The organism is Rathayibacter sp. AY1C1 (genome assembly GCF_002932105.1).
Classification (GTDB): Bacteria; Actinomycetota; Actinomycetes; order Actinomycetales; family Microbacteriaceae; genus Rathayibacter.
In genome coordinates this window covers 1-25,301 of sequence record NZ_PSWH01000005.1, presented here as the reverse complement: position 1 = coordinate 25,301, position 25,301 = coordinate 1, and the positions used below count along the sequence as shown (strand labels likewise).

Sequence of the window (25,301 nt, the reverse complement as noted above, 5' to 3'; positions counted from 1 at the left end):
CGGAGGCTCAGCCGAAGTGGCGCGGCAGCACGGCGCCGTTCACCGAGCGGAGCTCGTCCAGCGGCAGCGTGAAGAGGCCCTGCACCTCGACCGCGGGGGTCGCCGCGTCGGTCACGCCGATGCGCAGCACCGGGTAGCCCCGGCCCTCGCAGAGCCCGCGGAACTTCACGTCGTCCTCGCGCGGCACCGACACGAGCACGCGGCCGGTCGACTCCGAGAACAGCGCGGCCGTCGCGTCGACGCCGTCGCGCTCCATCAGCTCGTCGAGCCAGATACGCGCCCCGACGCCGAAGCGCAGCGCCGACTCGGCCAGCGCCACCACGAGCCCGCCGTCGGCGAGGTCGTGAGCGGAGGCGATGAGCGACTCCTTCGCGCCCGCCGAGATCAGCTCGGCCAGCGCGCGCTCGGCGGCCAGGTCGAGCTGCGGGGGCAGCCCGCCGAGGTGGTCGTGGATCGTGCCGGCCCATGCGGAGCCGTCGAGCTCGTCGCGGGTGGTGCCGAGGAGGTAGAGATTGTCGCCCTCGTCCTGCCAGCCGGAGGGGATGCGGCGCGCGACGTCGTCGATCACGCCGAGGACGCCGACGACGGGGGTCGGGAAGATCGGCACGTCGCCGGTCTGGTTGTAGAACGAGACGTTGCCGCCGGTGACGGGGATCTCGAGCTCGAGGCAGGCGTCGGCGAGCGCGCCCACGGCCTCGCGGAACTGCCACATCACCTCGGGGTTCTCGGGGCTGCCGAAGTTGAGGCAGTCCGAGACGGCGACCGGGGTCGCTCCGGTGACGGCGACATTGCGGAACGCCTCCGCCAGCGCCAGGCGGGCGCCTTGCGCCGGGTCGAGCTGGCACCAGCGCCCGTTCGCGTCGGTCGCGACCGCGAAGCCGAGGCCCGACTCCTCGTCGACGCGGACCATGCCGCCGTCGTCGGGATAGCTGAGCGCGGTGTTGCCGAGCACGTAGCGGTCGTACTGCGAGGTGATCCAGCTCTTGTCGGCGAGGTTCGCCGAGCCCAGGAGCGCCAGGGTCTCGGCGCGCAGCGCGTCGCCGCCGGTCGAGCGGGGCAGTCGGGAGGAGGAGTCGGCCTGCAGTGCGTCGAGCCAGGAGGGGTACTCGATCGGGCGCTCGTAGACCGGGCCGTCGACCGCGACGGTGCGCGGGTCGACGTTGACGATCTCCTCGCCGTGCCAGTTGATGATGAGGCGGCCGGAGTCGGTGACCTCGCCGAGCACGCTGGTCTCGACGTCCCACTTGCCGACGACCTCGAGGAACGCGTCGAGCTTCTCGGGCGTGACGACGGCCATCATCCGCTCCTGCGACTCCGACATGAGGATCTCCTCCGCCGTGAGCGACGGGTCGCGCAGCAGCACCGAGTCGAGCTCGATGAACATGCCGCCGTCGCCGTTGGAGGCCAGTTCCGAGGTGGCGCACGAGATGCCCGCGGCGCCCAGGTCCTGGATGCCCTCGACGAGGTCCTTGCGGAACAGCTCGAGGCAGCACTCGATGAGCACCTTCTCGGCGAACGGGTCGCCGACCTGCACCGCGGGGCGCTTGGTCGGTCCGCCGTCGGCGAAGGTGTCGGAGGCGAGGATCGACGCGCCGCCGATGCCGTCGCCTCCGGTGCGCGCCCCGAAGAGCACGACCTTGTTGCCGACACCGCGGGCGTTCGCGAGGTGCAGGTCCTCGTGGCGGAGGACGCCGACGGCCAGCGCGTTGACGAGCGGGTTGCCCTGGTAGACCGAGTCGAAGTAGGTCTCGCCGCCGATGTTCGGCAGGCCGAGGCAGTTGCCGTAGAAGGAGATGCCGGCCACGACGCCGTGCACCACGCGCGCGGTGTCGGGGTCGTCGATCGCCCCGAAGCGCAGCGCGTCCATGACCGCGACCGGCCGGGCGCCCATCGAGATGATGTCGCGGACGATGCCGCCGACCCCCGTCGCCGCACCCTGGAAGGGCTCGATGTAGCTCGGGTGGTTGTGGCTCTCGATCTTGAAGGTGACGGCCCAGCCCTCGCCGACGTCGACCACTCCGGCGTTCTCGCCCATGCCGACCATGAGGTTCTTCTTCATGGCGGGGGAGACCTTCTGCCCGAACTGGCGGAGGTACATCTTCGACGACTTGTAGGAGCAGTGCTCGCTCCACATCACCGAGTACATCGCGAGCTCGCCGCTCGTGGGGCGGCGGCCGAGGATCTCGCGGATGCTCGCGTACTCGTCGGGCTTGAGTCCGAGGGCCGCGTAGGGCTGCTCCCGCTCGGGCGTCGCCTCCGCGTTCGCAGTGGTGTCGGGAACGGCGGTGCGGCTGTCTGCCATGTGCTGGAGGCTCCAGGGGAGGGGGACGGGATGCGCGTCGATCCTACCCGCCGCGGTCGCCGGGGTCCGGGCCCTCCGGTGGAGCGGTGCGGGCACCGGCGCCTAGGATCGGGCGGGTGAAGCGGGCGGCTCTGATCGGGACCGTGCTGTGGGGGCTCTACCAGTGCTTCGGGAACCTCGGAGCGGCGAACATCTCGTCGGACGAGCCCGTGTACCTCGCCGCGGGCTGGGACTACCTGCACGGCGACGTGAGCGCGAACCTCGAGCATCCGCCGACGGCGAAGTACCTGATCGGGCTCGCGCAGGTGCTGCTCGGCGAGGGGCTGCTCGCGGGCAGGATCGCCGCCGGCGCGGCCGCGTTCCTCACCGGGGTGGTGCTCTGGCTCTGGTTCCGGCGCGAGCTCGGCCCGACGCTCGCGCTCGTCCCGGCCGGCCTGTTCCTCCTCCTCCCGCGCACCGCCGTGGGCGCCGGCACCCGGATCGACCGCCTCGCGCTCCTGGAGCCGTTCATGGTGCTCTTCGCCGTCGCGGCGATGGCGGCGGCGTGGACCTGGTCGCACGCCTCCCCGGGCAGGCGGAGCGGCTGGCTGATCGCGCTGGCCGGTGCGCTGCTGGCGCTGTCGGTCACCTCGAAGCTGACCACCGCGGTCCTCGCGCCCGTGCTCCTGCTGCCGCTGCTCTGGTCGGGGAGCAGGGCCCGGGCTCTGCGGGGCGGCCTCGCCCTCTCCGTCGCGTTCGTCGTCACCGGGGTGCTCGCCTACCTGCCGGTGCACCCGGTCGAGGCGATCCGGTACCTGCTCGAGTTCCAGTCCGAGCACAACGCCGACGGCCACCTGATCGAGGTCGCCGGGACCGCGTACGTCTTCCCTCCGTGGTGGGCGAACCTCTGGTTCATGGTCGTCGGCATCGGGCCGGCGGCGCTCGCCGTGCTGCTCCTCGGGACCCTGCTGGCCCTGCTCGCTCCGCGGCGCCGCGCGCTGGTGCTCTACCTGGGCGCCGCGACGCTGCTCCTCCTCGTGTTCCACCTGGCGATCAGCTCGGTCGCGCTGCCGCACTACTACGCGGCGTGGGCGTGGCTCCTCTGCGCGCTGGCGGGCATCGGCATCGCGGAGGCGCTGCGCGGCGGGATCGTGCTGCCCGCACCCCTCGCCCGCGGCGTCGGCGCGGTGCTGGTGGCCGCCTCCCTCGTGATCGCGATCGCCACCTCGGCGGGGATCGCCCAGGAGCGGCCGACCGGGATCGCGCGGGTGGCCGACGTGCTGCGCGAGCGCGGCCTCGACGGCGGCCTGGTCCTCGCACAGGGCATGTCCTCGGGCGTCTACGTGCCCTACCTCGGCGACCGGGTGACGACCGATCCGTCGTCAGCCGGGATCGTCGCCATCGCGATCGAGCGGTCGGCGCGCTTCCCCGTCGATCCGCGCGTGTCCGCCTACCTCGAGTCGGCGCGGCCCGAGACGGTGCGGCTCGACGACCTCACCCTCGTGCTGGTCGACGGACCGCTGCCGTGACCGCTCACTTCGAGCGGCAGGCCCCCGGATCGACGGCATCCGTCAGCGAGGCGGCCTGCTCGACCACGGGAGTGAGGACCGAGAGCGGGATGGCGTAGCCGACGTTGTCGACGGAGGCGGCCTTGCCGAAGACGACGCCCGACACGGTGCCCTCGAGAGAGAGCAGCGGGCCGCCCGAGTTGCCCTGGTTGACGACGGCGGCGAGGGTCAGCACCTCCCGTGAGGTCGGTGCTCCGTCGACCATCAGCGAGACCGTGGCGTCGGAGGAGATCTCGGCCGAGCCGAGGGTCAGCGGGCCGCCGAAGGGGTAGCCCGCGACCACGGCGTCGTCCCCGGCGGCGACGGCGTCGTCGAGCGGGAGCGGAGAGGCGTCGAGCCCGTCGACGGCGATCACGGCGAGGTCGGCGGCCGGGTCCAGGTAGACGACGCGGCCGGTGCGCGGGGCCTCGCCCGGCGCCTCGACGACCGGCTGCGAGACTCCGCCGACCACGTGCGCGTTGGTGATCACGCGGTCGTCCGAGACGACGAAGCCGCTGCCCGTCACTCCGACGTCGCAGGCCCAGGCCGTGCCGGAGACGCGCACGACCGAGCGGGTGGCGGCGGCGACCTCCGGGTCGTCGGTCGAGACGTCCGGGATCGCGGGCGCCTGGGTGGGAGCGTCGAGCGCCTCGACGACCCAGGACGTGCCCTCGTCGACCACGGTCGACTGCAGCTGGGCGAGGAAGGCGCGGACGGGGGAGGGGGTGAGGTCGTCGATCGTGCGGATGACCGTCGAGCCGGCGACCGAGGTCGTGACGAGGGGGACGCCGAGGAGGGAGACGGCCGAGGTGACGGCGATCCAGACCAGGCCGGAGATCGCGACGCCGGCGACGCCGCCCGCGAGCCGGTCGAGCAGGCCGAGCTTCACCCGGTCGGCTCCGCGGCCGATGACCGCGCCGAGCGTCGCTCCGATCGCGTAGCCGACGCCCAGCAGCAGCACGGCGGTGCCGATCACGGCGAGCAGGCGCCACTCGCTGCCGGCCGTCCACGACGAGACGGCGGGCACGGCGAACGAGGCGCCGATCGCGCCCGCGACGATCCCGGCGAGACCGCCGAGGGTCCGGAGCAGGCCGCGCCGCAGACCGTCGACGAGCGCGCCGATGAGGCTCAGCACGACGATGACGTCGACGATCACGGATGCACCCACGCGGAACTCCTGCCGGTGTCGGGGACGGGTCCTCCAGCATGACCGACGCGGGATGCGCGGACGCCCGGAGGCGGCTGGCAGTCCGCGGCGGCTGCGGTGCGCGGGGGCGGCGGCGGCACGGGAGTCGGACACCGCCGGCCGCGCGCTGCCGCCGAGAGGGCGGTGCCCCCGGGAGGGCGGTGCCCCCTAGAAGAACGAGATGCAGTACGGCGTCGCGATCGGCGCGAACAGGCGGTCCATCCGCCCCGCCTCGCCCGTGACGCGCGCCAGCCCGGCCTTCGCCAGGATCGACGGCCGCACCGAGCCCAGCAGCAGCGAGCCCAGGTCGGCCACGTCCAGCGCGAGCTCGGCCTCGTCCCCGGTGCGCTCCACGGTGGCGGAGCCGCCCGAGGCGGTGAGGCGGTAGCGGCCGTCGGCGAGCCCGAGCCCGTCGGCCACCTCGACCACGACCGAGCCGTCAGCGGTCCACGGCCGGGCCGAGAACGCGGCGGCGACGTCGAGGATCCGCAGCCAGATCAGGTCGCCCACGTGGCTCACCTGCACCACGCGCGCGTCGCGGAGCGCCCAGGTCAGCGGATCGTCCACCGGCGCCATGTCCCAGGTCACTGCGGAGGCGAGGTCGACCGCGCCGAGGTAGCCCCAGAGCGCGAGGTAGGCGTCGGCGCCGGGGGCGACGAGGTCGACGATCTCGAGGGTCTTGTCGTCCTCGGGCCCGACCGCGCGGTAGGTCACGAAGCCGTCGAGCGTCCCCTCCTCGTCGAGGTGGACGGCCGAGCGGACGTCGAGGCCGGGCGTGGTCTCGCCGGACGCGGTGCCGACGGAGTTCGCCTCGTAGCGCGACTGGCGGGTCAGCGAGCCGGGGGTCGACGCCTGGAACGCGGCGAACACCGCGGGGATGCGTGGCTGCAGCCAGCTCGTCGCGACCACCTCGACGCGGCCGGCGGGCTCGGTCTGCAGGCCGAAGCGCGGCCCGGTGTCGACGCGGATGGAGCGGGTGAAGGCCGAGCGGCCGAAGCCGAACCGGCGGTAGATGGAGGCCTCGCTCGCCGTGAGCGCGGCGACCGGGGTGCCGGCCTCCTTCGCCAGGCGCAGGTCCTCGGTGATCATCGCGCGCAGGATGCCGCGGCGCCGGTGCGTGGGCCGCACGGTCACCTGCGACACCAGGTGCGCCGGCAGCTCGCGTCCGCCGCCGACCTGCAGGGCCCCGGGGAACGCCGCGTAGGTGCCGACCGGCACGCCCGCGCCGTCGAGCCCCTCGGGGGCGGAGGAGTCGACGACCGCGGTGAGCACGCGCTGGTCGGCGACCATGTGCTCGGCCCAGTCGCGCAGCTTCTCCGGCGTGAACTCCTTCTCGTGGAAGCCCGCGTTGATCGCGGTGGCCCACGCGGCGGTGGCGGCATCGGGACCGCCCTCGTCGTTCAGGGCGGCGGGGAAGCGGCGGAGGTCGAGACCGGTGAGAGGCATCCGTCCAGCCTATTCACCCGGGGTGCGCGGGGGCTGGGGTGGCGGCGGGCGAGAACAGAAAATCTTCTCGAGCCGGAAGCCAGAAGGCTGGATCCTTGAGCGGGATACCGGCAAGTGTAGGGAGCTTGTTCCGGCGCCGATGATGTCGGCCGAGCGCAGAGGCAACGCGAGGAGAGAGTGGACAACTCGAACGGCCGTCTCCTCGCTCCGTCGACTGCCCGGCCTCCGCGCATGCAGTGCTTGGCGAAACCGATTCTGAAGTTCCTCCGGCCCTGAATTTTTTCTGTTGCATTGAGGCCTCCGCGATAGAATTCGAGGAACGCTCTGGTACCGTCTCGTCAGAAAAAGTGAATTACGGAGGATGAGTGTGGTGAAGCGTAAAGCACCAAGTAAGTCAACGCGACCGTATCGTGAAGTAGTCGTCGCTGACAGTACGTCTCTTCAAAGTCTGTTCTCGCTGATGTCAGGAACTTTACGCGGATTGCGGATGAATGAATCGTTCGACGAATACGTTTCGCGATACGAGCAGATTATACAGGACAATGTAAACCAAATTTCTGCGCTGATCAGGGGCCACGACGCTTTCGACGTGATTGAAGTTATGCGGCAGAATGAGCGTCCTTGGAATCTTGACCACTTCAAAGAGAGCGAGGCGGATGGTCTGCCTGCGGTCCTCGATTTGGTGGCGGCCATTCTCGCCGCATCCGGTCGCAGGCGAGGGGATAGGTATCAATCGACGGAGCCCTTCCCGCCAAGCGCACAAGAAGTCGCCGAATTGGCACGGGAGTGTTTCAGTTTATCCCATTTTGCAGACCTGAATGTAGCAAGTTCACTTCCGTACGGCCCCTTGTCGGAATTCGCTGCCATCTTTAAGAATACCAATGTTGTGATTCGCGGTCGGAGATACGCCGATATCGGAGACGAGATTGACGGAGCGATATTTTCTAGCCCTAGTATTCAAGTAATCCTTCAGGCACAGCTAGGGTTTTCTTTCGAGCAATATCGGGAAGTGCGAGCGGCTCAGCAGGCACGGTATGCCGCGGGTCTTGCGAGGATTGCCGCGCAGGCCGACTTTACAATTCTGGGGGACGGCCCGTCGCCGTCGCCTGGTTCGCCCGAGTTGCAGTTCTTTGACGATCTATGCATTTTCCCCGGGCAGAGAGCGTCGTTCGGCGTCGACGAGCTTGAGAAAGAAACTGGCTTGCCACGCGACGCTATCAAAGCAATACTGACAAGATTCAGCGAACCATTCGAGCCTGCGGATCCGGTGAGCGCCGCGAAAGATGTCCTCGCTGGCAGCGGCGCCTTCCCCAGAGCATCACTTCTTCGCGATAGCAACGAGCGTTATATTTCTTTGGGTCATGGCATCGGAAACGATTACTTTCGCTTTTCGGTGGAGGAGTCGCTTAAGGCGTCGAAGAGTTGGAACCGTTACGAACGCCAGCGGGGAAAAGCGGCAGAACGGATGGCTATATCTCTCTTAGAGCGCTTGCTTCAAGTCAGCGCAACCGCTACAAGTCTCGAGTATTTTGCGCCTGGCGCTAATCAGGTACCATCCGACTTGGGATCGGGAGCAGCGGTGAAATCGCTGTCGAAATCGTCAAAAAGGACAGAGGCAGATGCGCTCTTTCTCGTCGGAGACGTTGCGGTATGCGTTGAAGTCAAAGCCGGAAGCATTTCGGAGCCCGCACGAAGTGGGAATGTTCTGAAATTAACACGTGATCTAGACAAGACAATTGGGGACGCGACCAGTCAAGCTAATCGCCTTCGCGATCTGTTGATTACCAACGGCGGGCTCTGGCTTGTCGACGGTTCTTGGCTGGATACCGGGCAAGTCCGGGAGGTACTGTCAGTCGCTGTATGCCTCGATGATGTCGGTTCGGTAGGCGTGGCACTCGACCATCTGGTACGGGCCAAGATTGTCTCTGGAAATTATCCGTGGATTGTTTCCCTGCACGATCTGCACGTTGTAGCGCTCATCCTGAATCGACCAGCTGAGTTCTTACTCTACCTTCGACGTCGAACTGATGCGGAATCGGCGACTCGGTTTGAAGCACCCGAAGAGTTAGATCTGCTGATGTATTTCGTCGACGGCGGCCTTTACTTTCCGCCCAATCCGGAGCGAATCGCGAACAATTACCCTTCGCTTGGCCCGGCTCGCGCTGCGGCTAAAGCGGCTTATGCGAGGGAGCCTGCGGTGCGGCGCATCCATACTTATACCGACGAGCTCGACGCCTGGATGTACTTCTCCGAGGGTTCTAGCTCCGTCGAGGTCGCGAAGCCGGCGCGCGCTACAAATTCGTTCATCCAAGAACTCACGGACTATATTGAGAGTCAAAAGAAAAACGGGTGGCTTTCGTCCTCTGCTGATTTATTGAATCTTTCCTCCGAGGCTCAAAAGGAATTGGCGGCGGCAGCGGCGAAAGTTGCGAAGCAAACCGCGAGGGATGATCAGCGTCACTCCGCTGCAGTCGTTGCGCCCGAGTCGTGGGGTCTAGTGGTTGCGGCGGTTATCACAAAACCGTTGAGTCGTACGATGCCCGAATGCACGCGGCATGCGAAAGAGTATCTCGATCTCAAGAAGCATCAGGTCGGGGCGGATCGGAGCATCGGTGTGCTGATCGATCGAGACGGTTCAATTCTCTGGACTTATTACAACAGTGATCCCTACCAGGCAAGCGAAGAGATGGACCGACGAGCTGCGAGGTATTTGCAACCTCCCTTCACGGTTCCGGTGCCACCATCAGCTCGTCGGTCATCGAAGCGACTAAGGAAGCGAAAGCATTAGTCGGTCATGGTGAACGTGCTTTGAATGCGAGGATATAGTGGCGGACTAATGCGAAGGGCTTGGTTGCGGTGCGTCCAGCGTGGTCGGTACGAGATCCTGTCGCCAAGCGCTTGGGCTCGGGCCATTGTTTCGAATAGCATGTTCATTGTTAGCAGATTGGGCGAGCGTGAGGTGGCGAGGCCAAAAGCGGCGTTGCTGATCGCTGCAGCTCTCGACAGCGTCACGTCTTATTCGCATTCTCGCGGCGCGCTTCGATGGTGTCGGAAGGCAAACCGAAGTCTATTGCTTCTGTAGTGCCGCATCCTTCCCGATTGCCAGATCTTCGACGCGGCGCCGTCTGTGCATCACGTCGACCCGCTTGGTGGCCTCAACGGTGGGTCGCGTTGGGGAAAGGTCGCCCCAGTCGCGCCGCAGTGCCCGCTTGACTGGCAGTATCGGGAGCGGCGGGTCGAACAAGCGCGGGGGAGACCGCGTGTGTCTGGCTTCGCCCAATCGGTTCTCTCAGCCGAGAATCGCTGTGCCCGCAGGGCCCCGTCCGGGGTGGCCATCGGGAGGGCCTGAATCTGGGTTTGCCCTTCTCGTCGATTGAGTCTGCGGGTAGCCGCACCTCCGACTCGCAGCATGCACTTCGGCTCCCGGGAAGTGCAGAATCTCACGAGCCAGACGCGTGCGCCCGGCGTCACTCGGGTAGGCGGATCAGAGCACGGTCCACCGCTTCTCGAGCGCCGCGTCCACCGCCTCCGCGAGCTCGTCCAGCCGCCGGGAGTCGAGGCGCCCCGAGTCCGCGGCCGCCCGGATCCGCCCGCTCATCGCCGCGATCGCCGAGCGCCGCCGCGGCAGGGTCGCGGTGAACGCGCAGTCGCGCAGCAGCACCAGCAGCTCGCCCGCCCGGCCCTGCGCCTCCGCGAGGACCTCGAGCCGCCGCTCGAACGGCGACTCCGGGACCGTCACGCGCAGGAACCCGTCCGGATCCTGGAACGCCGCCGGCGGATCCGGGATCCGGGCGAGCAGCGCCAGCGCGGCGCCCAGCTCGTCCAGACCGCCCTCGTGCGCCAGCTCCCGCAGCCGCGAGTCCACGTCCTCGGCCGGCCCCGCCCCGAGCTCCACCGTCCGCAGCACGAGCGCGTCGAGCCGGCGCTCCTCCTCCTCGCCCGGGACCGACGGAGTCGCCGACCACCACGAGAGCACCGGAGTCGCGGCCACCGCGTGCTCGCCGATCCGCCGCTCCAGCGCGATCAGCAGGTCCTCCCGCGCGGCGAGCGCCACCAGCGCGTCCACGTCGACGTGGAGAAGGGTGCCCGAGGCGGGCGGCGCCACCAGCCGGCGTCCGGAGGGAGGGACGGTCTCCGCCCGCGTCCTCGCCCCGGGTCCGCGCCCGCTCGCCCGCAGGATCTCCTCCTCGAGGGTCCGCCGGGGTCGTCGTCGTCCGCTTCCGCGCGCCATGCCGTCACGCTACCGTCGGCCGCATGACCCGGTTCCTCGCCCTCCTCCGCGGAGTGAACGTCAACGGCCGCACCGTCCGCAGCGCCGAGCTCGCCGAGACGGTCGCCGGGAACGGCGTGGACCGGGTGCGGACGGTCCTCGCGAGCGGCAACGCGGCATTCGACTCCGACCGCCCGGCCGCCGAGCTGAAGCCCGCGCTCGAGGCGGCGCTCGCCGAGCGGTTCGGCTACGACGCCTGGATCGTGCTCGTGACGCAGGAGGCGCTCGCCGCGGTGCTCGCCGCCTACCCGTTCCCGCGGATCGACGAGGAGGCGCATCCGTACGTCGTCTTCGGCTCGGACGAGGAGGCGCTCGACGCCGCGCAGGCCGCGATCGGCGAGCCGGATCCGGCGGTCGAGCTCGTCGCCCGGGGTGCCGGTGTCCTCTACTGGCGCTGCCCGCGCGGCTCCTCGACGGACACTCCGGTCGCGCGGATCCTCGCCCGCTCCGCCTACCGCTCGAGCACCACGACCCGGAACCTGCGCACCGTCGAGAGGCTCGCGACGGCCTGACGTCCGCGGCCGTGGCAGGGCCGTCTCCGGGCTCCGCGAGCGGCACCTCGGGGCGCCTCCGACCTTGGGAGGCGAGGAATCGGGGCTGAGAGCACACACATTCTTTGGTTAGGCTGTCCTTAGTGCCGGTCCACTCGGACCCTGCGCCGCCTCCCGCACAGCCTCTCGAAAGGGACCCATGCCCCGCGCCACCACGCCCCTCGCCCTGCTCGCCGCCACCGCGCTGACGATCGGCCTCGCCGGCTGCAGCGGCTCGGCCGCCGGAGACGACGCCGCCGCCGACAGCGGCTTCACGCCGATCACGATCGAGCACGCTCTCGGCACCACCACCATCGAGTCGGCGCCCGAGCGCGTGGCGACCGTCAACTGGGCCAACCACGAGGTCCCGCTCGCGCTTGGAGTGGTCCCCGTGGGCATGGCCGCCGCCAACTTCGGCGACGACGACGGCGACGGGCTCCTCCCCTGGGTGAGCGAGAAGCTCGACGAGCTCGGCGCCGAGACCCCCGTCCTCTTCGATGAGACCGACGGCATCGACTTCGAGGCCGTCTCGGACACCGACCCGGACGTCATCCTCGCCGCCTACTCCGGCCTCACGCAGGAGGACTACGACACCCTGAGCGAGATCGCCCCCGTCGTCGCCTACCCCGAGACCGCCTGGGGCACCTCCTGGCGCGACATGATCACGCTGAACAGCGAGGCGATGGGCAGGGCCGACGAGGGCGCCGCCCTGATCACCGAGCTCGAGGGCGAGATCGAGGAGAAGGTCGCCGCGCACCCGCAGCTGGCCGGCACCTCGGCGATGTTCCTCACCCACGTCGACCCGACCGACCTCAGCCAGGTCAGCTTCTACACCTCGCACGACACCCGCCCCGCGTTCTTCGAGGACCTCGGCATGGCCACCCCGGGCAGCATCGCCACCGCCTCCGCCGCGACCGACAAGTTCTCGCTCACGCAGAGCGCCGAGCAGGCCGACGCCTTCAGCGACGTCGACGTGATCGTCACCTACGGCGACGACGAGCTCGTGAGCACCCTCAAGGCCGACCCGCTGCTCTCGCAGATCCCCGCGGTCGCCGACGACGCCATCGTGCGCCTGCCCTCCACCCCGCTCGGCACCGCCGCCAACCCGACGCCGCTCTCGATCTCGTGGGTCCTCGACGACTACCTGGACCTGCTCGACGAGGCCGCCGCCAAGGCCGCGCAGAGCACTCCGGCCGCCTGAGCCGGGACCCGACCCGCGTGACCCTCGCCGCTCCTCCCGCCGCCTCGGGCGTCGCCGCCGTGCGCCGCCCGAGGCGGCTGCGCGCCCTCTGGCTGCTCGCGGCCGTGGCCGTGCTGCTCGCCGCCGCCGTGGTGTCGGTGCTGGTGGGGTCGCGGGAGGTGGCGTGGAGCGACGTCGTCGCCGCGTTCGGCGGGTCCACGGACGGGTTCGCGCAGGCCGCGGTCGCCAAGCGCATCCCGCGCACCGTGCTCGCCGTGATCGCGGGCGCGGCCCTCGGCGTCGCCGGCGTGCTGATGCAGGGGGTGACCCGCAATCCGCTGGCCGACCCCGGCATCCTCGGGGTGAACACCGGAGCCTCGCTCGCGGTCGTGACGGGCATCGTCTTCTTCGGGCTGACGAGCTCCGCCGCCTACGTCTGGGTCGCGATCGGCGGGGCCGCGGTCGCCGCGGTCTTCGTCTACACGGTCGGGTCGCTCGGGCGCGGCGGCGCGACTCCGCTCAAGCTCGCCCTGGCCGGGGCCGCCACCTCGGCCGCGCTGGTCTCGGTGATCAGCGCGATCGTCCTGCCGCGCGCCGACATCGCGGGCGGCATCCGCTCCTGGCAGATCGGCGGAGTGGGCGGCGCCACGTCCGCGAGCATCGCGCAGGTGCTCCCCTTCCTCCTGGCCGGCCTCGTCCTCTGCGTGCTCTCGGCCAAGAGCCTCAACACCCTCGCGCTCGGCGACGAGCTCGCGGCGGGCCTGGGGGAGCGGGTCGCCCTCGCGCGCGGCGGGGCCGCCCTGGGCGCGGTCGTGCTCTGCGGAGCGACGACCGCGGTCACGGGGCCCATCGGCTTCGTCGGCCTGGTCGTCCCGCACGCCTGCCGCCTCCTCGTCGGCGTCGACCACCGCTGGCTGCTGCCGTTCTCGGCGGTGACCGGCGCCGTGCTCCTGATCGCGGCGGACATCGTCGGCCGCGTCGTCGCACGCCCGAGCGAGATCGACGTCGGCATCGTCACCGCGCTGGTCGGCGCCCCGGTGTTCATCGCGATCGTCCGCCGCCAGAAGGTGCGCGAGCTGTGACCGCGCTGCTCGAGGCGCCCTCCGCCACCGCCCGCGCCGTCGCGGCCGGCCGCCGCCGCCGCGGGGCCCGCCGCCGGATCGTCGTCGCCGTCCTCGCTGTCCTGATCGCGGCCGTCCTCGCCGTCTCCCTGCTGGTCGGCCAGACCGTCTACTCGCCCGAAGAGGTGCTGCGCGTGATCCTCGGCGAGCAGGTCCCCGGGGCGAGCTTCACCGTCGGGCGCCTCCGCCTCCCGCGCGCCGTCCTCGCCCTCCTGGTGGGCCTGTGCTTCGGGCTCGGCGGAGTGAGCTTCCAGACCATGCTCCGCAACCCGCTCGCCAGCCCCGACATCATCGGGATCAGCGCCGGGGCGAGCGCCGCCGCGGCCTTCGCCATCGTGACGCTCTCGCTCGGGGCCGCGCAGGTCTCGGCCCTCGCGATCGTCGCGGGACTCGTGGTCGCCCTGCTCGTCTACGCCCTGTCCTACCGCAGCGGAGTCGCCGGCACCCGGCTGATCCTGATCGGCATCGGGGTCGCCGCGATGCTCGACTCCCTCACCGCCTACGTGCTCTCGCAGGCCGCGGCGTGGGACCTGCAGGAGGCGTCCCGCTGGCTCACCGGGAGCCTCAACGGCGCGAGCTGGAGCGAGGTCGTGCCGGTCCTCGCCGCGGTCGTCGTCCTCACCCCCGTCCTGCTCTCGCGCTCGCGCGACCTCTCCGCCACGCAGCTCGGCGACGACACCGCCTCCGCGCTCGGCATCCGCGTGAACGCCACCCGCCTCGTCGTGATCGTCGCCGCGGTCGGGCTGATCGCCTTCGCGACGGCCGCCGCCGGCCCGATCGCGTTCGTGGCCTTCCTCTCCGGCCCGATCGCCGCCCGCCTGATCGGGCCCGGCGCGTCGCTCCTCATCCCCTCGGCCCTCGTCGGCGCGCTGCTCGTGCTCGTCGCCGACTTCGTCGGGCAGTTCGGGCTGGGCCTGCGCTATCCGGTCGGAGTGGTCACCGGCGTCCTCGGGGCGCCGTACCTCGTCTACCTCATCGTCCGCAGCAACAGAGCGGGAGGCTCATTGTGACCACCGCGCACACCCTGACGGCCGAGGGGGTCACCCTCGGCTACGGCGACCGGACGGTCGTCGACGGCCTCGACCTCGTCGTCCCGCCCGGCCGCATCACCGCGATCGTCGGAGCGAACGCCTGCGGCAAGTCGACGCTCCTGCGCTCGATGTCGCGCCTGCTCGCGCCTCGCTCCGGCGCCGTGCTGCTCGACGGCAGGGCCGTGCACCGGACGCCGGCGAAGCAGCTCGCCCGCACGCTCGGCCTCCTCCCGCAGTCGCCGATCGCCCCGGAGGGCATCACCGTCGCGGATCTCGTCGGCCGCGGCCGCCATCCGCACCAGGGGATGCTGAGCCGTTGGAGCGCCCACGACGACGAGGCCGTCGCGACCGCGCTCGACGCGACCGACACCGCCGCCCTGGCCGACCGTTCCGTCGACGAGCTCAGCGGCGGGCAGCGCCAGCGCGTCTGGATCGCGATGGCCCTCGCGCAGGAGACCGACGTGCTGCTGCTGGACGAGCCGACCACCTTCCTCGACGTCAGTCACCAGATCGAGGTGCTCGACCTGCTCGTCGACCTCAACCGCACCCGCGGGACGACGGTGGTGATGGTGCTGCACGACCTCAACATGGCCGCCCGCTACGCCGACCACCTCGTGGCCATCGCGCACGGCGCGGTGCACGCCTCCGGCACCCCGGCCGCGGTGCTCACCGAGGAGACGGTGCTCGCCGTGTTCGGCCTCGACAGCCGCATCATCACCGACCCGACCTCGGGCACTCCGCTGATGCTCCCCCTCGGGCGGCACCGCCTCGCCCCCGAGCGGATCGACGCCCCCGGCGGCGCGCAGATGACGGACGTGTAAACGGTTCCACACGGCGGCCGGGGGGCGTATACGATACCTGCAGTCCGCGGCGGACGACCGTCATCGGCGGAACCGCCGAACGCCTGCCCCCGATCAGAGGTCCTCCCCGCCGTGACTGCATCCCCGACGCGCCCCGACGCCTCCGCCCTCCGCGGCGTCCGCGCGCTCCTGTTCGACCTCGACGGCGTGCTCACGCCGACCGCCGACGTCCACATGCAGGCCTGGTCGCGGCTGTTCACGGAGTACCTCTCCTCGCGCGGGATCGCCGAGGGCTACACCGACGCCGACTACTTCCGGTACATCGACGGACGCCCGCGGTACGACGGCGTCCGGGCGCTCCTCGCCTCGCGCGGCATCACCCTCCCCGAGGGCGCGCCCGAGGACGACCCGTCGCTCGAGACCGTCTGCGGGCTCGGCAACCGCAAGAACGACGCCTTCAACCGCACCCTCGCCGAGACCGGCGTCGCTCCCTACCCGGGCTCGCTCCGCTTCGTCGACGCCGCGATCGCCGCGGGCGTGCAGGTCGCCGTCGTCACCTCCTCCCGCAACGGCGTGCCGGTGCTCGAGGCGGCCGGCCTCCGCGACCGCTTCGAGGTCGTCGTGGACGGGCTCCTCGCCGCCGAGCGCTCGATCGCCGGCAAGCCCGCGCCCGACACCTACCTCTACGCGGCCGAGCTCCTCGGCCTCCCGGCCGCCGAGTGCGCCGTCCTCGAGGACGCGCACTCCGGAGTCGCGGCAGGCTGCGCGGGCGGCTTCGGCCTCGTCGTCGGCGTCGACCGCGGAGTCGGGGCCGACACCCTGCTCGAGCACGGCGCCGACCTGGTCGTGGACGACCTGGCCGAGCTGCTCCCCTTCCTCCCCACCGCTCCCGCCCCCGAGGACGCCGCATGAACCCCATCACCTCCGACCCGCTCGACCGGAACCGCTTCCCGATCGACGAGTGGGCCCTCGTCGAGACCGAGTTCGCCTCCGAGCTGCAGGGCCGCACCGAGACGCTCTTCGCCACCGGCAACGGCTACCTCGGCCTCCGCGGCAACGTGGAGGAGGGGCGCGACGGCTACGCCTACGGCACCTTCATCAACGGGTTCCACGAGACCTGGCCCATCCGCCACGCGGAGGAGGCGTTCGGCTTCGCCCGCGTCGGCCAGACCATCGTCAACGTGCCGGACGCCAAGATCATCCGCCTCTACGTCGACGACGAGCCCTTCGTGCTGAGCGAGGCCGACGTCCTCGCCTACTCGCGCCGCCTCGACTTCGCGAACGGCGTGCTCACCCGCGAGCTGGAGTGGCGCACTCCCTCCGGCAAGCGCGTCCTGATCCGCTCGCGCCGCCTGGTCTCGTTCACCGACCGGCACCTCGCGATCCTCGACTACGAGGTCGAGATGCTCGACCACGACGCGTCCGTGCTGATCTCGAGCCAGATCCTCAACCGCCAGGACGGCGTCGACGAGTACCACGCCCCCTCCGGCAGCGAGGGGGCCGGCTTCGACCCGCGCAAGGCGGAGTCGTTCGAGGACCGCGTGCTCCAGCCGCGCCTCAAGCGCGTCAGCGGCACCCGCTACCTCCTCGGCTACCGGACCACCAACTCCCAGATGACCGTCGCCTGCGGCGCCGAGCACCAGCTCGAGACCGAGAACGAGTGGGACCAGACCTCCCAGATCGACGATGACCTCGCCAAGCACGTCTACCGCGTGAAGGCCAAGGCCGGCCGGCCGGTCCGCCTGGTCAAGACGCTGACCTACCACACCTCCCGCGGCGTGCCCGTGCGCGAGCTCGCCGACCGCTGCGACCGCACGCTCGACCGCGCCCGCGAGACGCCGGTCGAGGAGCAGTTCGTCAAGCAGCGCGAGTGGCTGGACGACTTCTGGACCCGCTCCGACGTGCAGCTGGACGGCCAGCCCGCGATCCAGCAGGCCACCCGCTGGAACCTCTTCCAGCTCGCCCAGTCCACCGCCCGCACCGACGGCGGCGGAGTCGCGGCCAAGGGCGTCTCGGGCTCCGGCTACGGCGGCCACTACTTCTGGGACACCGAGGTCTACGTCCTCCCGTTCCTCAGCTACACGGCGCCCCTCGTCGCCCGGAACGCCCTGCGCTTCCGGCAGAACATGCTCGAGGCCGCCCGGGCGCGCGCCTCCGAGCTCAACCAGCGCGGCGCGCTCTTCCCCTGGCGCACCATCAACGGGCAGGAGTCGTCGGCGTACTACGCCGCCGGCACCGCTCAGTACCACATCGACGCCGACATCTCCTACGCGCTCATGCAGTACGTGGGTGCCACGGGCGACGACGACTTCCTCGCCCGCGGAGCGATCGACATCCTCGTCGAGACCGCGCGGATGTGGGCCGATCTGGGCTTCTGGCGCAGCAACGGCGACGACCACTTCCACATCCACGGAGTGACGGGGCCGGACGAGTACACGACCGTCGTCAACGACAACCTGTACACGAACGTCATGGCCCGGGCGAACCTCCGCTCGGCCGCCCGCGCCGTCGAGCTGCTGAAGGCCGTCGAGCCCGCCGCGTACGAGCGGATGGCCGACCGCCTCGCTCTCGACGAGGGCGAGGTGCTCGAGTGGGCGCGCGCCGCCGAGAAGATGCACATCCCCTTCGACGCGCGGGCGGGCATCCACCCGCAGGACGCGGCCTTCCTCGAGAAGGAGCTGTGGGACCTCGAGAACACCCCCGCGAGCAAGCGCCCGCTGCTGCTGCACTTCCACCCGCTGGTGATCTACCGCTTCCAGGTGCTCAAGCAGGCCGACGTCGTGCTCGCGCTGCTGCTGCAGGGCAACGAGTTCACCGCCGAGCAGAAGCGCGCCGACTTCGAGTACTACGACGCGCTGACCACCGGCGACTCGACCCTCTCGGCCGTCGTGCAGTCGATCATCGCCGCCGAGGTCGGCTACAGCGACCTGGCCCGCCACTACTTCCTGTCCGCGCTGTTCGTCGACCTCGCCGACCTGCACCGCAACACCGCGGACGGCATCCACGTCGCCTCGACGGGCGGCGTCTGGAGCGCCCTCGTCTACGGCTTCGGCGGGATGCGCGACCACGGCGGCCGGATCACGCTCGATCCGCGCCTGCCCGACGACTGGGACCGCCTCGCCTTCCGCATCACCCTCCACGGCACGCGCGTGCGCGTCGAGGTGACGCAGACCGAGGTCCTGCTGACGGTCGAGACCGGCGACTCCGCCGCGATCACCGTCCGCGACGAGCGCGTGCACGTCGCCGCCGGCAGCCCCGTGCGCGTCCCGCTCACGCACCAGGGCCGCCGCCTGCACGGAGCGCCGACCACGTCCGACATCGAGGGCACCCGCCGTTCCGACGGCACCGTGATCACCGCCTCGATCCCCACCATCTCGATGACCCCCGAGCCCGAGGTCCTGACCGGGCCCTGAGCGGCGCCGCGAACATCGCCCATCACGCACGAGACCCCCGGCGGGAACCGGGGGTCTCGTGCGTCGCGGGCGGGCGGAGCCGGCCGGATCGGATGCGTCAGGCGGAGGCGAGCAGCGACTTCAGCGCCGACGTGAAGAAGGTCAGCCCGTCGACGCCCGAGCGCATCGCGGCGGCCGTGTCGGGCCCGAAGCCCTCCTCGACGGCGTGCTCCGGGTGCGGCATGAGCCCCACCACGTTGCCGCGGCGGTTGCTGATGCCGGCGATGTCGTTCATGGAGCCGTTCGGGTTGTGGCCGAGGTAGCGGACGACGACGCGTCCCTCCGCCTCGAGCTCGAGCAGCGTGTCGGCCGAGGCGATGTAGCCGCCCTCGCCGTTCTTCAGCGGGATCGTGATCTCCTGGCCGGGCTCGAAGCCGTTCGTCCAGGCGGTCTCGGTGCTCGCGACCATCAGGCGCTGGTCGCGGCAGACGAAGGATCCGATGTCGTTCGCGATCAGGCCGCCGGGCAGCAGGTGCGCCTCGGTGAGCATCTGGAAGCCGTTGCAGATGCCGAGGACCGGGGTCCCGGCGTTCGCCGCGTCGACGACCTCGCGCATGATCGGGGAGTGGGAGGCGATGGCGCCGCAGCGCAGGTAGTCGCCGTAGGAGAAGCCCCCCGGCAGGACGATCGCGTCGACGCCGTCGAGGTCGTGGTCGCCGTGCCACAGCGCGACCGGCTCCGCACCCGCGAACCGGACGGCGCGCTGGGCGTCGCGGTCGTCGAGCGAGCCGGGGAAGGTGATGACGCCGATCCTCATCGGGCGGCCTCCGCCGGGTAGTGGATCCCGACGACGTCCTCGATCACCGAGTTCGAGAGCATCTCGTCGGCGATGCGCTGCACCGAGGCGCGCACCTCGTCGGTCACCTCGTCGACGGTGATCTCGAAGCGCTTGCCCACCCGCACGCCGTGGAGGGCGGAGTGGCCCAGTCGCGCGAGCGCGCCGGCGACGGCCTTCCCCTGCGGGTCGAGCAGCTCGGCCTTGGGCATGACTTCAACGACGATCGTGGGCACCGTGTTCTCCGGAGTCTCGGGGGAGTGCGGTCTTCCGCGCGACCATCGTACCCGCGGGGGTCCCCGCGATCGGCGGCGCTCAGGAGGTCGTGACGCGGATCGCGTTCGCCCAGGGGTCCTCGAAGGCGAGGGTGCGGCCGTCGTCGCGGGTGGCGACTCCGGAGCGGGCCAGCCGCTCGCCGAGCGCGCCGAGATCGTCGGCGCCGGGCACCACGATCTCCACCTGTCCGAGGCCGAGGGCCTGCTGCCGGCGTCCGGCGCCCGCCGAGTTCCAGGTGTTCATCGCCATGTGGTGGTGGTAGCCGCCCGCCGAGACGAAGAGCGCCTGCCCGCCGTACGCGATCGTCGTCTCGAAGCCGAGCCGGTCGACGTAGAACTCCTTCGCGGTGGCGACGTCGCCCACGCTCAGGTGCACGTGGCCGACGGAGGCGCCGCCGAGGCGCGGCTGCGCGATCGACTCCTCGGTGAGGTGCTCCTGCAGGAACGCGTTCGGGTCGAGGAAGAGCGTGCTCATCTCGATCCGCCCGTGCGTCCACGACCACTGCGTGCGGTCGCGGTCCCAGTAGAGCTCGACGCCGTTGTGCTCGGGGTCGTCGAAGTAGAAGGCCTTGCTGACCAGGTGGTCGGAGCTGCCGGTGAACGAGCCGGGGTGCCGGCTCGCGACGCTGTACACGGCCGCGGCGAGCGCCGCCTCCGATTCGAAGAGGATCGCCGTGTGGAAGAGGCCGGCGCTGCGCGGCGAGGCGTGCACCAGCTCGGGCGCGTGCTGGAGGATCACGGCCGGCAATCCGCCGCGGCCGAGCACCGCGACCGGTCCGTCGTGCGAGAGCAGCTCGAGCGTCACGGCGTCGCGGTAGTAGGCGATCATCCCGTCGAGGTCGGCGACGCGGAGGGTCACCGCGCCCATCGCGGTGTCGGGAGCGAGCAGGTCGGGGGAGGAGGTGGTCACGGCGGAGACGCTACCCGCTTTTGGTTGAAGCTACAACTATTTGAGGAGTCGAGCGGTCATAGGAACCGCATAAGCAGCGTCCAGGCGGCGCGGGGAGGCCGGGCGTGGAATGGGAACCGGTCGCCGTCAGGGGCGGCCCCGGCACGAGGACGACACCATGAACGAGCGACACGAATCCGACGAGCGAGAGCTCACCGACCAGCCCGCCACCACCGAGGCGACGGGCGCCGACGAGGTGCGCGCGCTGCGCGCGGACGACCGCCGTCGTCGTCGTCGGGCGCTGATCGCCGGCGGCCTCGGCCTCGCCGTGCTGATCGGAGTGACAGCAGGCGGAGTCGCCACCGCCGGCCGCACCGAGGCGGCCTCCTCGGCCTCGGTCGGCGCCGCCACGATCGCCTACCCCGGCGGCTCGCGCGGATCCTTCGGCGGCGGGTACGTGATCGTCCCCTCCTGGGGCGGATCGACGCAGGGCGGATCGACGCAGGGCGGCTCCTCCCCGTACGGCTCGATGCAGGGCAGCTCCTCCGCCTCCGAGCCGGCCACCGGCGCGACCGACGCCGTGGCCGCGAGCACCGCGCAGACCGCCGGCGTCGTCACGATCACCTCCGAGCTCACCTACCAGGGCGCCCGCTCGGCCGGCACCGGCATGATCCTCACCTCCGACGGCATGATCCTCACCAACAACCACGTCGTCGAGGGCGCCACCGCGATCTCGGTCACGGTGGAGTCGACGGGCCGCAGCTACACCGCCCGCGTCGTCGGCACCGACGCGACGAACGACGTCGCCGTCCTGCAGCTGGAGGACGCCTCCGGCCTCACCCCCGCCTCGCTCGACACGGACGGGGTCGCTGTGGGCGACACCGTGACCGCCGTCGGCAACGCGGGAGGGACGGGCGACCTGGTCGCCGCCACCGGCACGGTCACGGGTCTCGATCAGCAGATCACCACCCGCTCCGAGTCGGGGATCTCCGCCGAGACGCTGACCGGGCTGATCCAGACCGACGCCGACATCGTCTCCGGCGACTCTGGCGGCCCGCTCGTCGACTCCGCCGGCCGCGTCGTGGGGATGGACACCGCCGCCTCCAGCGGGACGGCCGACATCACCGGCTTCGCGATCCCGATCTCGAAGGCCCTGGACATCGTCGCCACCATCGAGGCGGGCGCCGACACGGCCACCGTCGAGATCGGCTACCCGGCCTTCCTCGGCGTCTCCCTCTCCTCCGGCACCGCGTCGCCGACTTCGCGCGCGCTCGCGACCACCGCGTCCGGCGCCGTGATCGGCGGAGTCGTCGAGGGCGGGCCGGCCGCGCAGGCGGGCCTCGAGGCGGGGGACGTCGTCACCGCGGTCGACGGGGTCGCCGTCGCCTCGGCCGACCAGCTGTCCGCCTCGCTCGCGCAGCGCGAGCCCGGGGAGTCGGTGACGATCTCGTGGACCGACTCCGCGGGCGCCGCCCGCTCCGCCCAGGTCGTGCTGGTCGAGGGTCCGGTCGCCTGATCGGAGCCTCCGCGTGGCCGCCGGAGCGTTCCCGGCCGTTCACCCGGACGAGCGCGCCACGCCGCCCGTTGTTTTGATCCGCTCAAGACAACTCGGGTAGTGTCCTCGGCATGACGACAGTGGACGAGCGGCTCCGAGCCTCCGGGCTCAAGGTCACCGCCACCCGGCGCGCGGTGCTCCTCGCTCTCGAGGAGCACCCGCACTCCGGGGTCGACGCGGTCCTGGCCCGAGTGCGCGAGGGCCTCCCCGAGGCCTCGGCGCAGGCCGTCTACGGAGTGCTCTCGGCGTTCACCGACGCCGGGATCGTCCGCCGCATCGAGCCGGAGGGCCACCCCCGCCGGTTCGAGCTGCGGGTCGGCGACAACCACCACCACGTGGTGTGCCGGCGCTGCGGGGCCGTGGCCGACGTCGACTGCGTCGTCGGGGAGGCGCCGTGCCTGCATCCGCAGACCGCGAGCGGCTTCGCCGTGGACACCGCCGACGTCACGTTCTGGGGCACCTGCCCCGACTGCCTGGCCCTGGCCCACTGACCGACATCCGCTACACCGCAGCGGCGGGCTCCGTGCCCCTCGCCGACAGGAGGAACATGACCGAGGAACGATTCACCACCACGAACTCCGGAGCACCGGTCGCGAGTGACGACCACTCGCTGAGCGTCGGAGCCGACGGACCCCTCGCGCTCCACGACCACTACCTCGTCGAGAAGCTGGCCCAGTTCAACCGCGAGCGCATCCCGGAGCGGGTCGTCCACGCCAAGGGCGGCGGAGCCTTCGGACGCTTCACCACCACCGCCGACGTCAGCGCCTACACGCGTGCCGCGCTCTTCCAGCCCGGAGTCGAGACCGAGATGCTCGCGCGGTTCTCCACTGTCGCCGGCGAGCAGGGCTCGCCCGACACCTGGCGCGACCCCCGCGGCTTCGCGCTGAAGTTCTACACGAGCGAGGGCAACTACGACCTCGTCGGCAACAACACCCCCGTCTTCTTCATCCGCGACGGCATCAAGTTCCCCGACTTCATCCGCTCGCAGAAGCGCCTGCCCGGCAGCCACCTGCGCGACCACGACATGCAGTGGGACTTCTGGACCCTCTCGCCCGAGTCGGCCCACCAGGTCACGTGGCTCATGGGCGACCGCGGCCTCCCCTCCTCGTGGCGGCACATGGACGGCTTCGGCTCGCACACCTACCAGTGGATCAACGCCGCCGGCGAGCGCTTCTGGGTCAAGTACCACTTCAAGACCGATCAGGGCGTCGAGATCCTGAGCCAGGAGCAGGCCGACCAGATCGCCGGTGAGGACGCGGACTTCCACATCCGCGACCTGTCCTCCGCCATCGACCGCGGCGACTTCCCCTCGTGGACGCTGTCCGTGCAGGTCATGCCGTACGAGGACGCGAAGAGCTACCGGTTCAACCCGTTCGACCTCACCAAGGTCTGGCCCCACGCCGACTACCCGCTGATCGAGGTCGGCACCATGACGCTCGACCGGAACCCCGAGAACTACTTCGCGCAGATCGAGCAGGCGGCGTTCGCCCCCTCGAACTTCGTGCCCGGGATCGCGGCCAGCCCCGACAAGATGCTCCTCGCGCGCATCTTCAGCTACGCCGACGCGCACCGCTACCGCGTGGGGACCAACCACGCGCAGCTGCCGGTGAACGCGCCGAAGTCGCCGGTGCACTCGTACTCGAAGGACGGCCCCATGCGGTTCGACTTCCAGAAGTCCGAGGTGCCCGTCTACGCGCCGAACACGATGGGCGGCGCCCACGCCGATCCCGCCCGGGCGGCGGAGTCGGCCGGATGGGAGACTGACGGCGAGCTGACGCGCGCCGCGGCGACCCTCCACCCGGAGGACGACGACTTCGGTCAGGCGGGGACGCTCTACCGCGAGGTCCTCGACGACGACGCGCGCGCCCGCCTGGTCGCGAACATCGCCGGCCACGTGTCGAAGGTCACCCGTCCGGAGCTGCGGCAGCGCGTGCTCCAGTACTGGGCGAACGTCGACTCGTCGCTCTCGCAGCGCGTCGCCGAGGCGCTCGAGCCCTCGGCTCCCGGTGCGGACGTCTCCCCCGAGGCGGTCGGCATCGGGGCGTAGTCCCGGCATCCCCTCGAGGAGCGCGCGGTACCGGAGCGATCCGGGCCGCGCGCTCCTCGTCGTTTCCAGGAAGGGTCCTTCCACTCGGCGGAGTCGGATCCCGCGCGCGGGTGCCCGCCTCGGTCCGATGCAGCCGGCTCGGACCCCGGATCCGCCCGCGGAACCGGGCGCCGACGGGGAGGACCCCCGATCCCGACACGCCCGGGATGTGCGATTTCGGCCCGTCGTTTGACAGCACCGCGATCGCTGCGTAACTTATTCCGAGTCGCCACAAAGGCCGCAGGGAAACGGAAAGAGCAGCAGCTCCTACGTCCCGGCCTCAATCGGGACCATCCACTCGGCAAGACAGCTTTTCGGAGCAGGTCTGCCGCACGGATGTAAAGCCTTCGCAGGATTCCTCGGATCCAGCAACTTCGCCGCCCGGCGCAGGACTCAGGTCCTGAACCGAGCAACGTCGGAGCGCCTATGAGCGTGACGGCATCGCGAAGAAGCCGGATTTGACACGGCCTGCGGATGTGCTAAGTTATACAAGTTGCCACGGCGACAGGGAGAAAGAAACTTCTCCTAGTCTACCGAGAAGACGCGTATGACGCAAGCAACAAATTCTTCGATCACTTTCGTTGTGAAGCACCGTTCTGGTGTGGAGGCGGAATGTGTCCGATTCTTGAGAACTCAACAGCGTGCACTATGTTCAATGCCAATTTTATACCCCGGCCTTGATCTTCGGATCGGGTTGGGATTCCTTTGGAAATTGATGTCAGCTTCCGGCTTTCGGGTCGGAGAGATGTCTTATTTGCTAGAGGTCAAACTTGACTCCCCTTCTCTTCGGGGTTGGGGGTCGTAATTTTTTTACGGAGAGTTTGATCCTGGCTCAGGACGAACGCTGGCGGCGTGCTTAACACATGCAAGTCGAACG

19 protein-coding genes and 1 rRNA gene are annotated in these 25,301 nt (G+C 70.3%); 13 read left to right on the top strand and 7 right to left on the bottom strand.

Features of this window, described 5'->3' with window-relative positions; all coding sequences use genetic code 11:
• Window positions 1-7: 7 nt before the first annotated feature.
• Window positions 8-2,302: a phosphoribosylformylglycinamidine synthase subunit PurL gene (purL, locus tag C5C71_RS03715; RefSeq protein WP_104234263.1), complete on the bottom strand. Its 2,295-nt coding sequence runs from the start codon at window positions 2,300-2,302 to the stop codon at window positions 8-10.
• A 116-nt stretch (window positions 2,303-2,418) separates the two neighbouring features.
• Between purL and C5C71_RS03710 the strand changes: the two genes are divergently transcribed.
• Window positions 2,419-3,810 carry a glycosyltransferase family 39 protein gene (locus tag C5C71_RS03710; protein WP_146084419.1) on the top strand — a complete coding sequence of 464 codons (1,392 nt, stop codon included), beginning with the start codon at window positions 2,419-2,421 and terminating at the stop codon, window positions 3,808-3,810.
• 4 nt (window positions 3,811-3,814) lie between these two features.
• Here C5C71_RS03710 and C5C71_RS03705 read toward each other — a convergent pair whose 3' ends face one another.
• Both C5C71_RS03705 and C5C71_RS03700 read right to left on the bottom strand, forming a co-directional pair.
• Window positions 3,815-4,996, bottom strand: a complete 1,182-nt coding sequence (locus C5C71_RS03705) for a MarP family serine protease (RefSeq protein ID WP_244230541.1) — start codon at window positions 4,994-4,996, stop codon at window positions 3,815-3,817.
• 186 nt (window positions 4,997-5,182) lie between these two features.
• Window positions 5,183-6,460, bottom strand: coding sequence for a GNAT family N-acetyltransferase (locus tag C5C71_RS03700; protein WP_104222746.1), 1,278 nt, complete (start codon window positions 6,458-6,460; stop codon window positions 5,183-5,185).
• Window positions 6,461-6,830: 370 nt separating this feature from the next.
• On the opposite strand from C5C71_RS03700, the gene C5C71_RS17225 reads away from it, so the two are divergent.
• The gene (locus C5C71_RS17225) at window positions 6,831-9,248 is read left to right on the top strand and encodes a hypothetical protein (RefSeq protein ID WP_146084418.1); all 2,418 of its coding nucleotides are present in this window, start codon (window positions 6,831-6,833) and stop codon (window positions 9,246-9,248) included.
• 696 nt (window positions 9,249-9,944) lie between these two features.
• Here C5C71_RS17225 and C5C71_RS03695 read toward each other — a convergent pair.
• Window positions 9,945-10,691, bottom strand: coding sequence for a DUF2254 family protein (locus tag C5C71_RS03695; protein WP_104337161.1), 747 nt, complete (start codon window positions 10,689-10,691; stop codon window positions 9,945-9,947).
• A 23-nt stretch (window positions 10,692-10,714) separates the two neighbouring features.
• On the opposite strand from C5C71_RS03695, the gene C5C71_RS03690 reads away from it, so the two are divergent.
• The 7 genes from C5C71_RS03690 to C5C71_RS03660 all read left to right on the top strand — a co-directional run bounded on the left by C5C71_RS03690 (window position 10,715) and on the right by C5C71_RS03660 (window position 18,805).
• Complete coding sequence (locus C5C71_RS03690) at window positions 10,715-11,242, top strand: DUF1697 domain-containing protein (RefSeq protein ID WP_104337160.1); 528 nt, start codon at window positions 10,715-10,717, stop codon at window positions 11,240-11,242.
• A gap of 178 nt (window positions 11,243-11,420) precedes the next feature.
• Window positions 11,421-12,461, top strand: coding sequence for an iron-siderophore ABC transporter substrate-binding protein (locus C5C71_RS03685; RefSeq protein WP_104222743.1), 1,041 nt, complete (start codon window positions 11,421-11,423; stop codon window positions 12,459-12,461).
• A 17-nt stretch (window positions 12,462-12,478) separates the two neighbouring features.
• A complete protein-coding gene (locus C5C71_RS03680) occupies window positions 12,479-13,522 on the top strand; it encodes an iron ABC transporter permease (protein ID WP_104337159.1) in 1,044 nt (347 codons plus the stop codon).
• Complete coding sequence (locus C5C71_RS03675) at window positions 13,519-14,571, top strand: iron ABC transporter permease (RefSeq protein ID WP_258068635.1); 1,053 nt, start codon at window positions 13,519-13,521, stop codon at window positions 14,569-14,571. The genes C5C71_RS03680 and C5C71_RS03675 overlap by 4 nt, the downstream gene beginning before the upstream one ends.
• Entirely contained in the window at window positions 14,568-15,413 is an 846-nt protein-coding gene (locus C5C71_RS03670) for an ABC transporter ATP-binding protein (RefSeq protein WP_104222740.1), read from the top strand. The genes C5C71_RS03675 and C5C71_RS03670 overlap by 4 nt, the downstream gene beginning before the upstream one ends.
• Before the next feature lie 111 nt (window positions 15,414-15,524).
• Window positions 15,525-16,304 (top strand): HAD family phosphatase, encoded by a 780-nt coding sequence (locus tag C5C71_RS03665; RefSeq protein WP_104337158.1) that lies wholly within the window; start codon window positions 15,525-15,527, stop codon window positions 16,302-16,304.
• Window positions 16,301-18,805 carry a glycoside hydrolase family 65 protein gene (locus tag C5C71_RS03660; RefSeq protein ID WP_104222738.1) on the top strand — a complete coding sequence of 835 codons (2,505 nt, stop codon included), beginning with the start codon at window positions 16,301-16,303 and terminating at the stop codon, window positions 18,803-18,805. Before C5C71_RS03665 ends, C5C71_RS03660 begins: the two co-directional genes overlap by 4 nt.
• 97 nt (window positions 18,806-18,902) lie before the next feature.
• Here the strand turns inward: C5C71_RS03660 and purQ are convergent, their stop codons facing one another.
• From purQ to C5C71_RS03645, 3 genes are all read right to left on the bottom strand, one after another.
• Window positions 18,903-19,601: a phosphoribosylformylglycinamidine synthase subunit PurQ gene (gene purQ / locus C5C71_RS03655; protein ID WP_104222737.1), complete on the bottom strand. Its 699-nt coding sequence runs from the start codon at window positions 19,599-19,601 to the stop codon at window positions 18,903-18,905.
• A complete protein-coding gene (purS, locus tag C5C71_RS03650) occupies window positions 19,598-19,855 on the bottom strand; it encodes a phosphoribosylformylglycinamidine synthase subunit PurS (RefSeq protein ID WP_104222736.1) in 258 nt (85 codons plus the stop codon). Before purS ends, purQ begins: the two co-directional genes overlap by 4 nt.
• Before the next feature lie 79 nt (window positions 19,856-19,934).
• Window positions 19,935-20,762: a VOC family protein gene (locus tag C5C71_RS03645; RefSeq protein WP_104234288.1), complete on the bottom strand. Its 828-nt coding sequence runs from the start codon at window positions 20,760-20,762 to the stop codon at window positions 19,935-19,937.
• Between the two features lie 199 nt (window positions 20,763-20,961).
• Here C5C71_RS03645 and C5C71_RS03640 point away from each other — a divergent pair, with 199 nt between their 5' ends.
• The 4 genes from C5C71_RS03640 to C5C71_RS03625 all read left to right on the top strand — a co-directional run.
• The gene (locus C5C71_RS03640) at window positions 20,962-22,299 is read left to right on the top strand and encodes a S1C family serine protease (protein ID WP_258068634.1); all 1,338 of its coding nucleotides are present in this window, start codon (window positions 20,962-20,964) and stop codon (window positions 22,297-22,299) included.
• Window positions 22,300-22,409: 110 nt separating this feature from the next.
• Entirely contained in the window at window positions 22,410-22,829 is a 420-nt protein-coding gene (locus C5C71_RS03635; RefSeq protein ID WP_104222735.1) for a Fur family transcriptional regulator, read from the top strand.
• Between the two features lie 56 nt (window positions 22,830-22,885).
• Window positions 22,886-24,385 (top strand): catalase, encoded by a 1,500-nt coding sequence (locus C5C71_RS03630; RefSeq protein WP_104269005.1) that lies wholly within the window; start codon window positions 22,886-22,888, stop codon window positions 24,383-24,385.
• A gap of 848 nt (window positions 24,386-25,233) precedes the next feature.
• Window positions 25,234-25,301, top strand: a 16S ribosomal RNA gene (locus tag C5C71_RS03625); the annotation flags it as partial.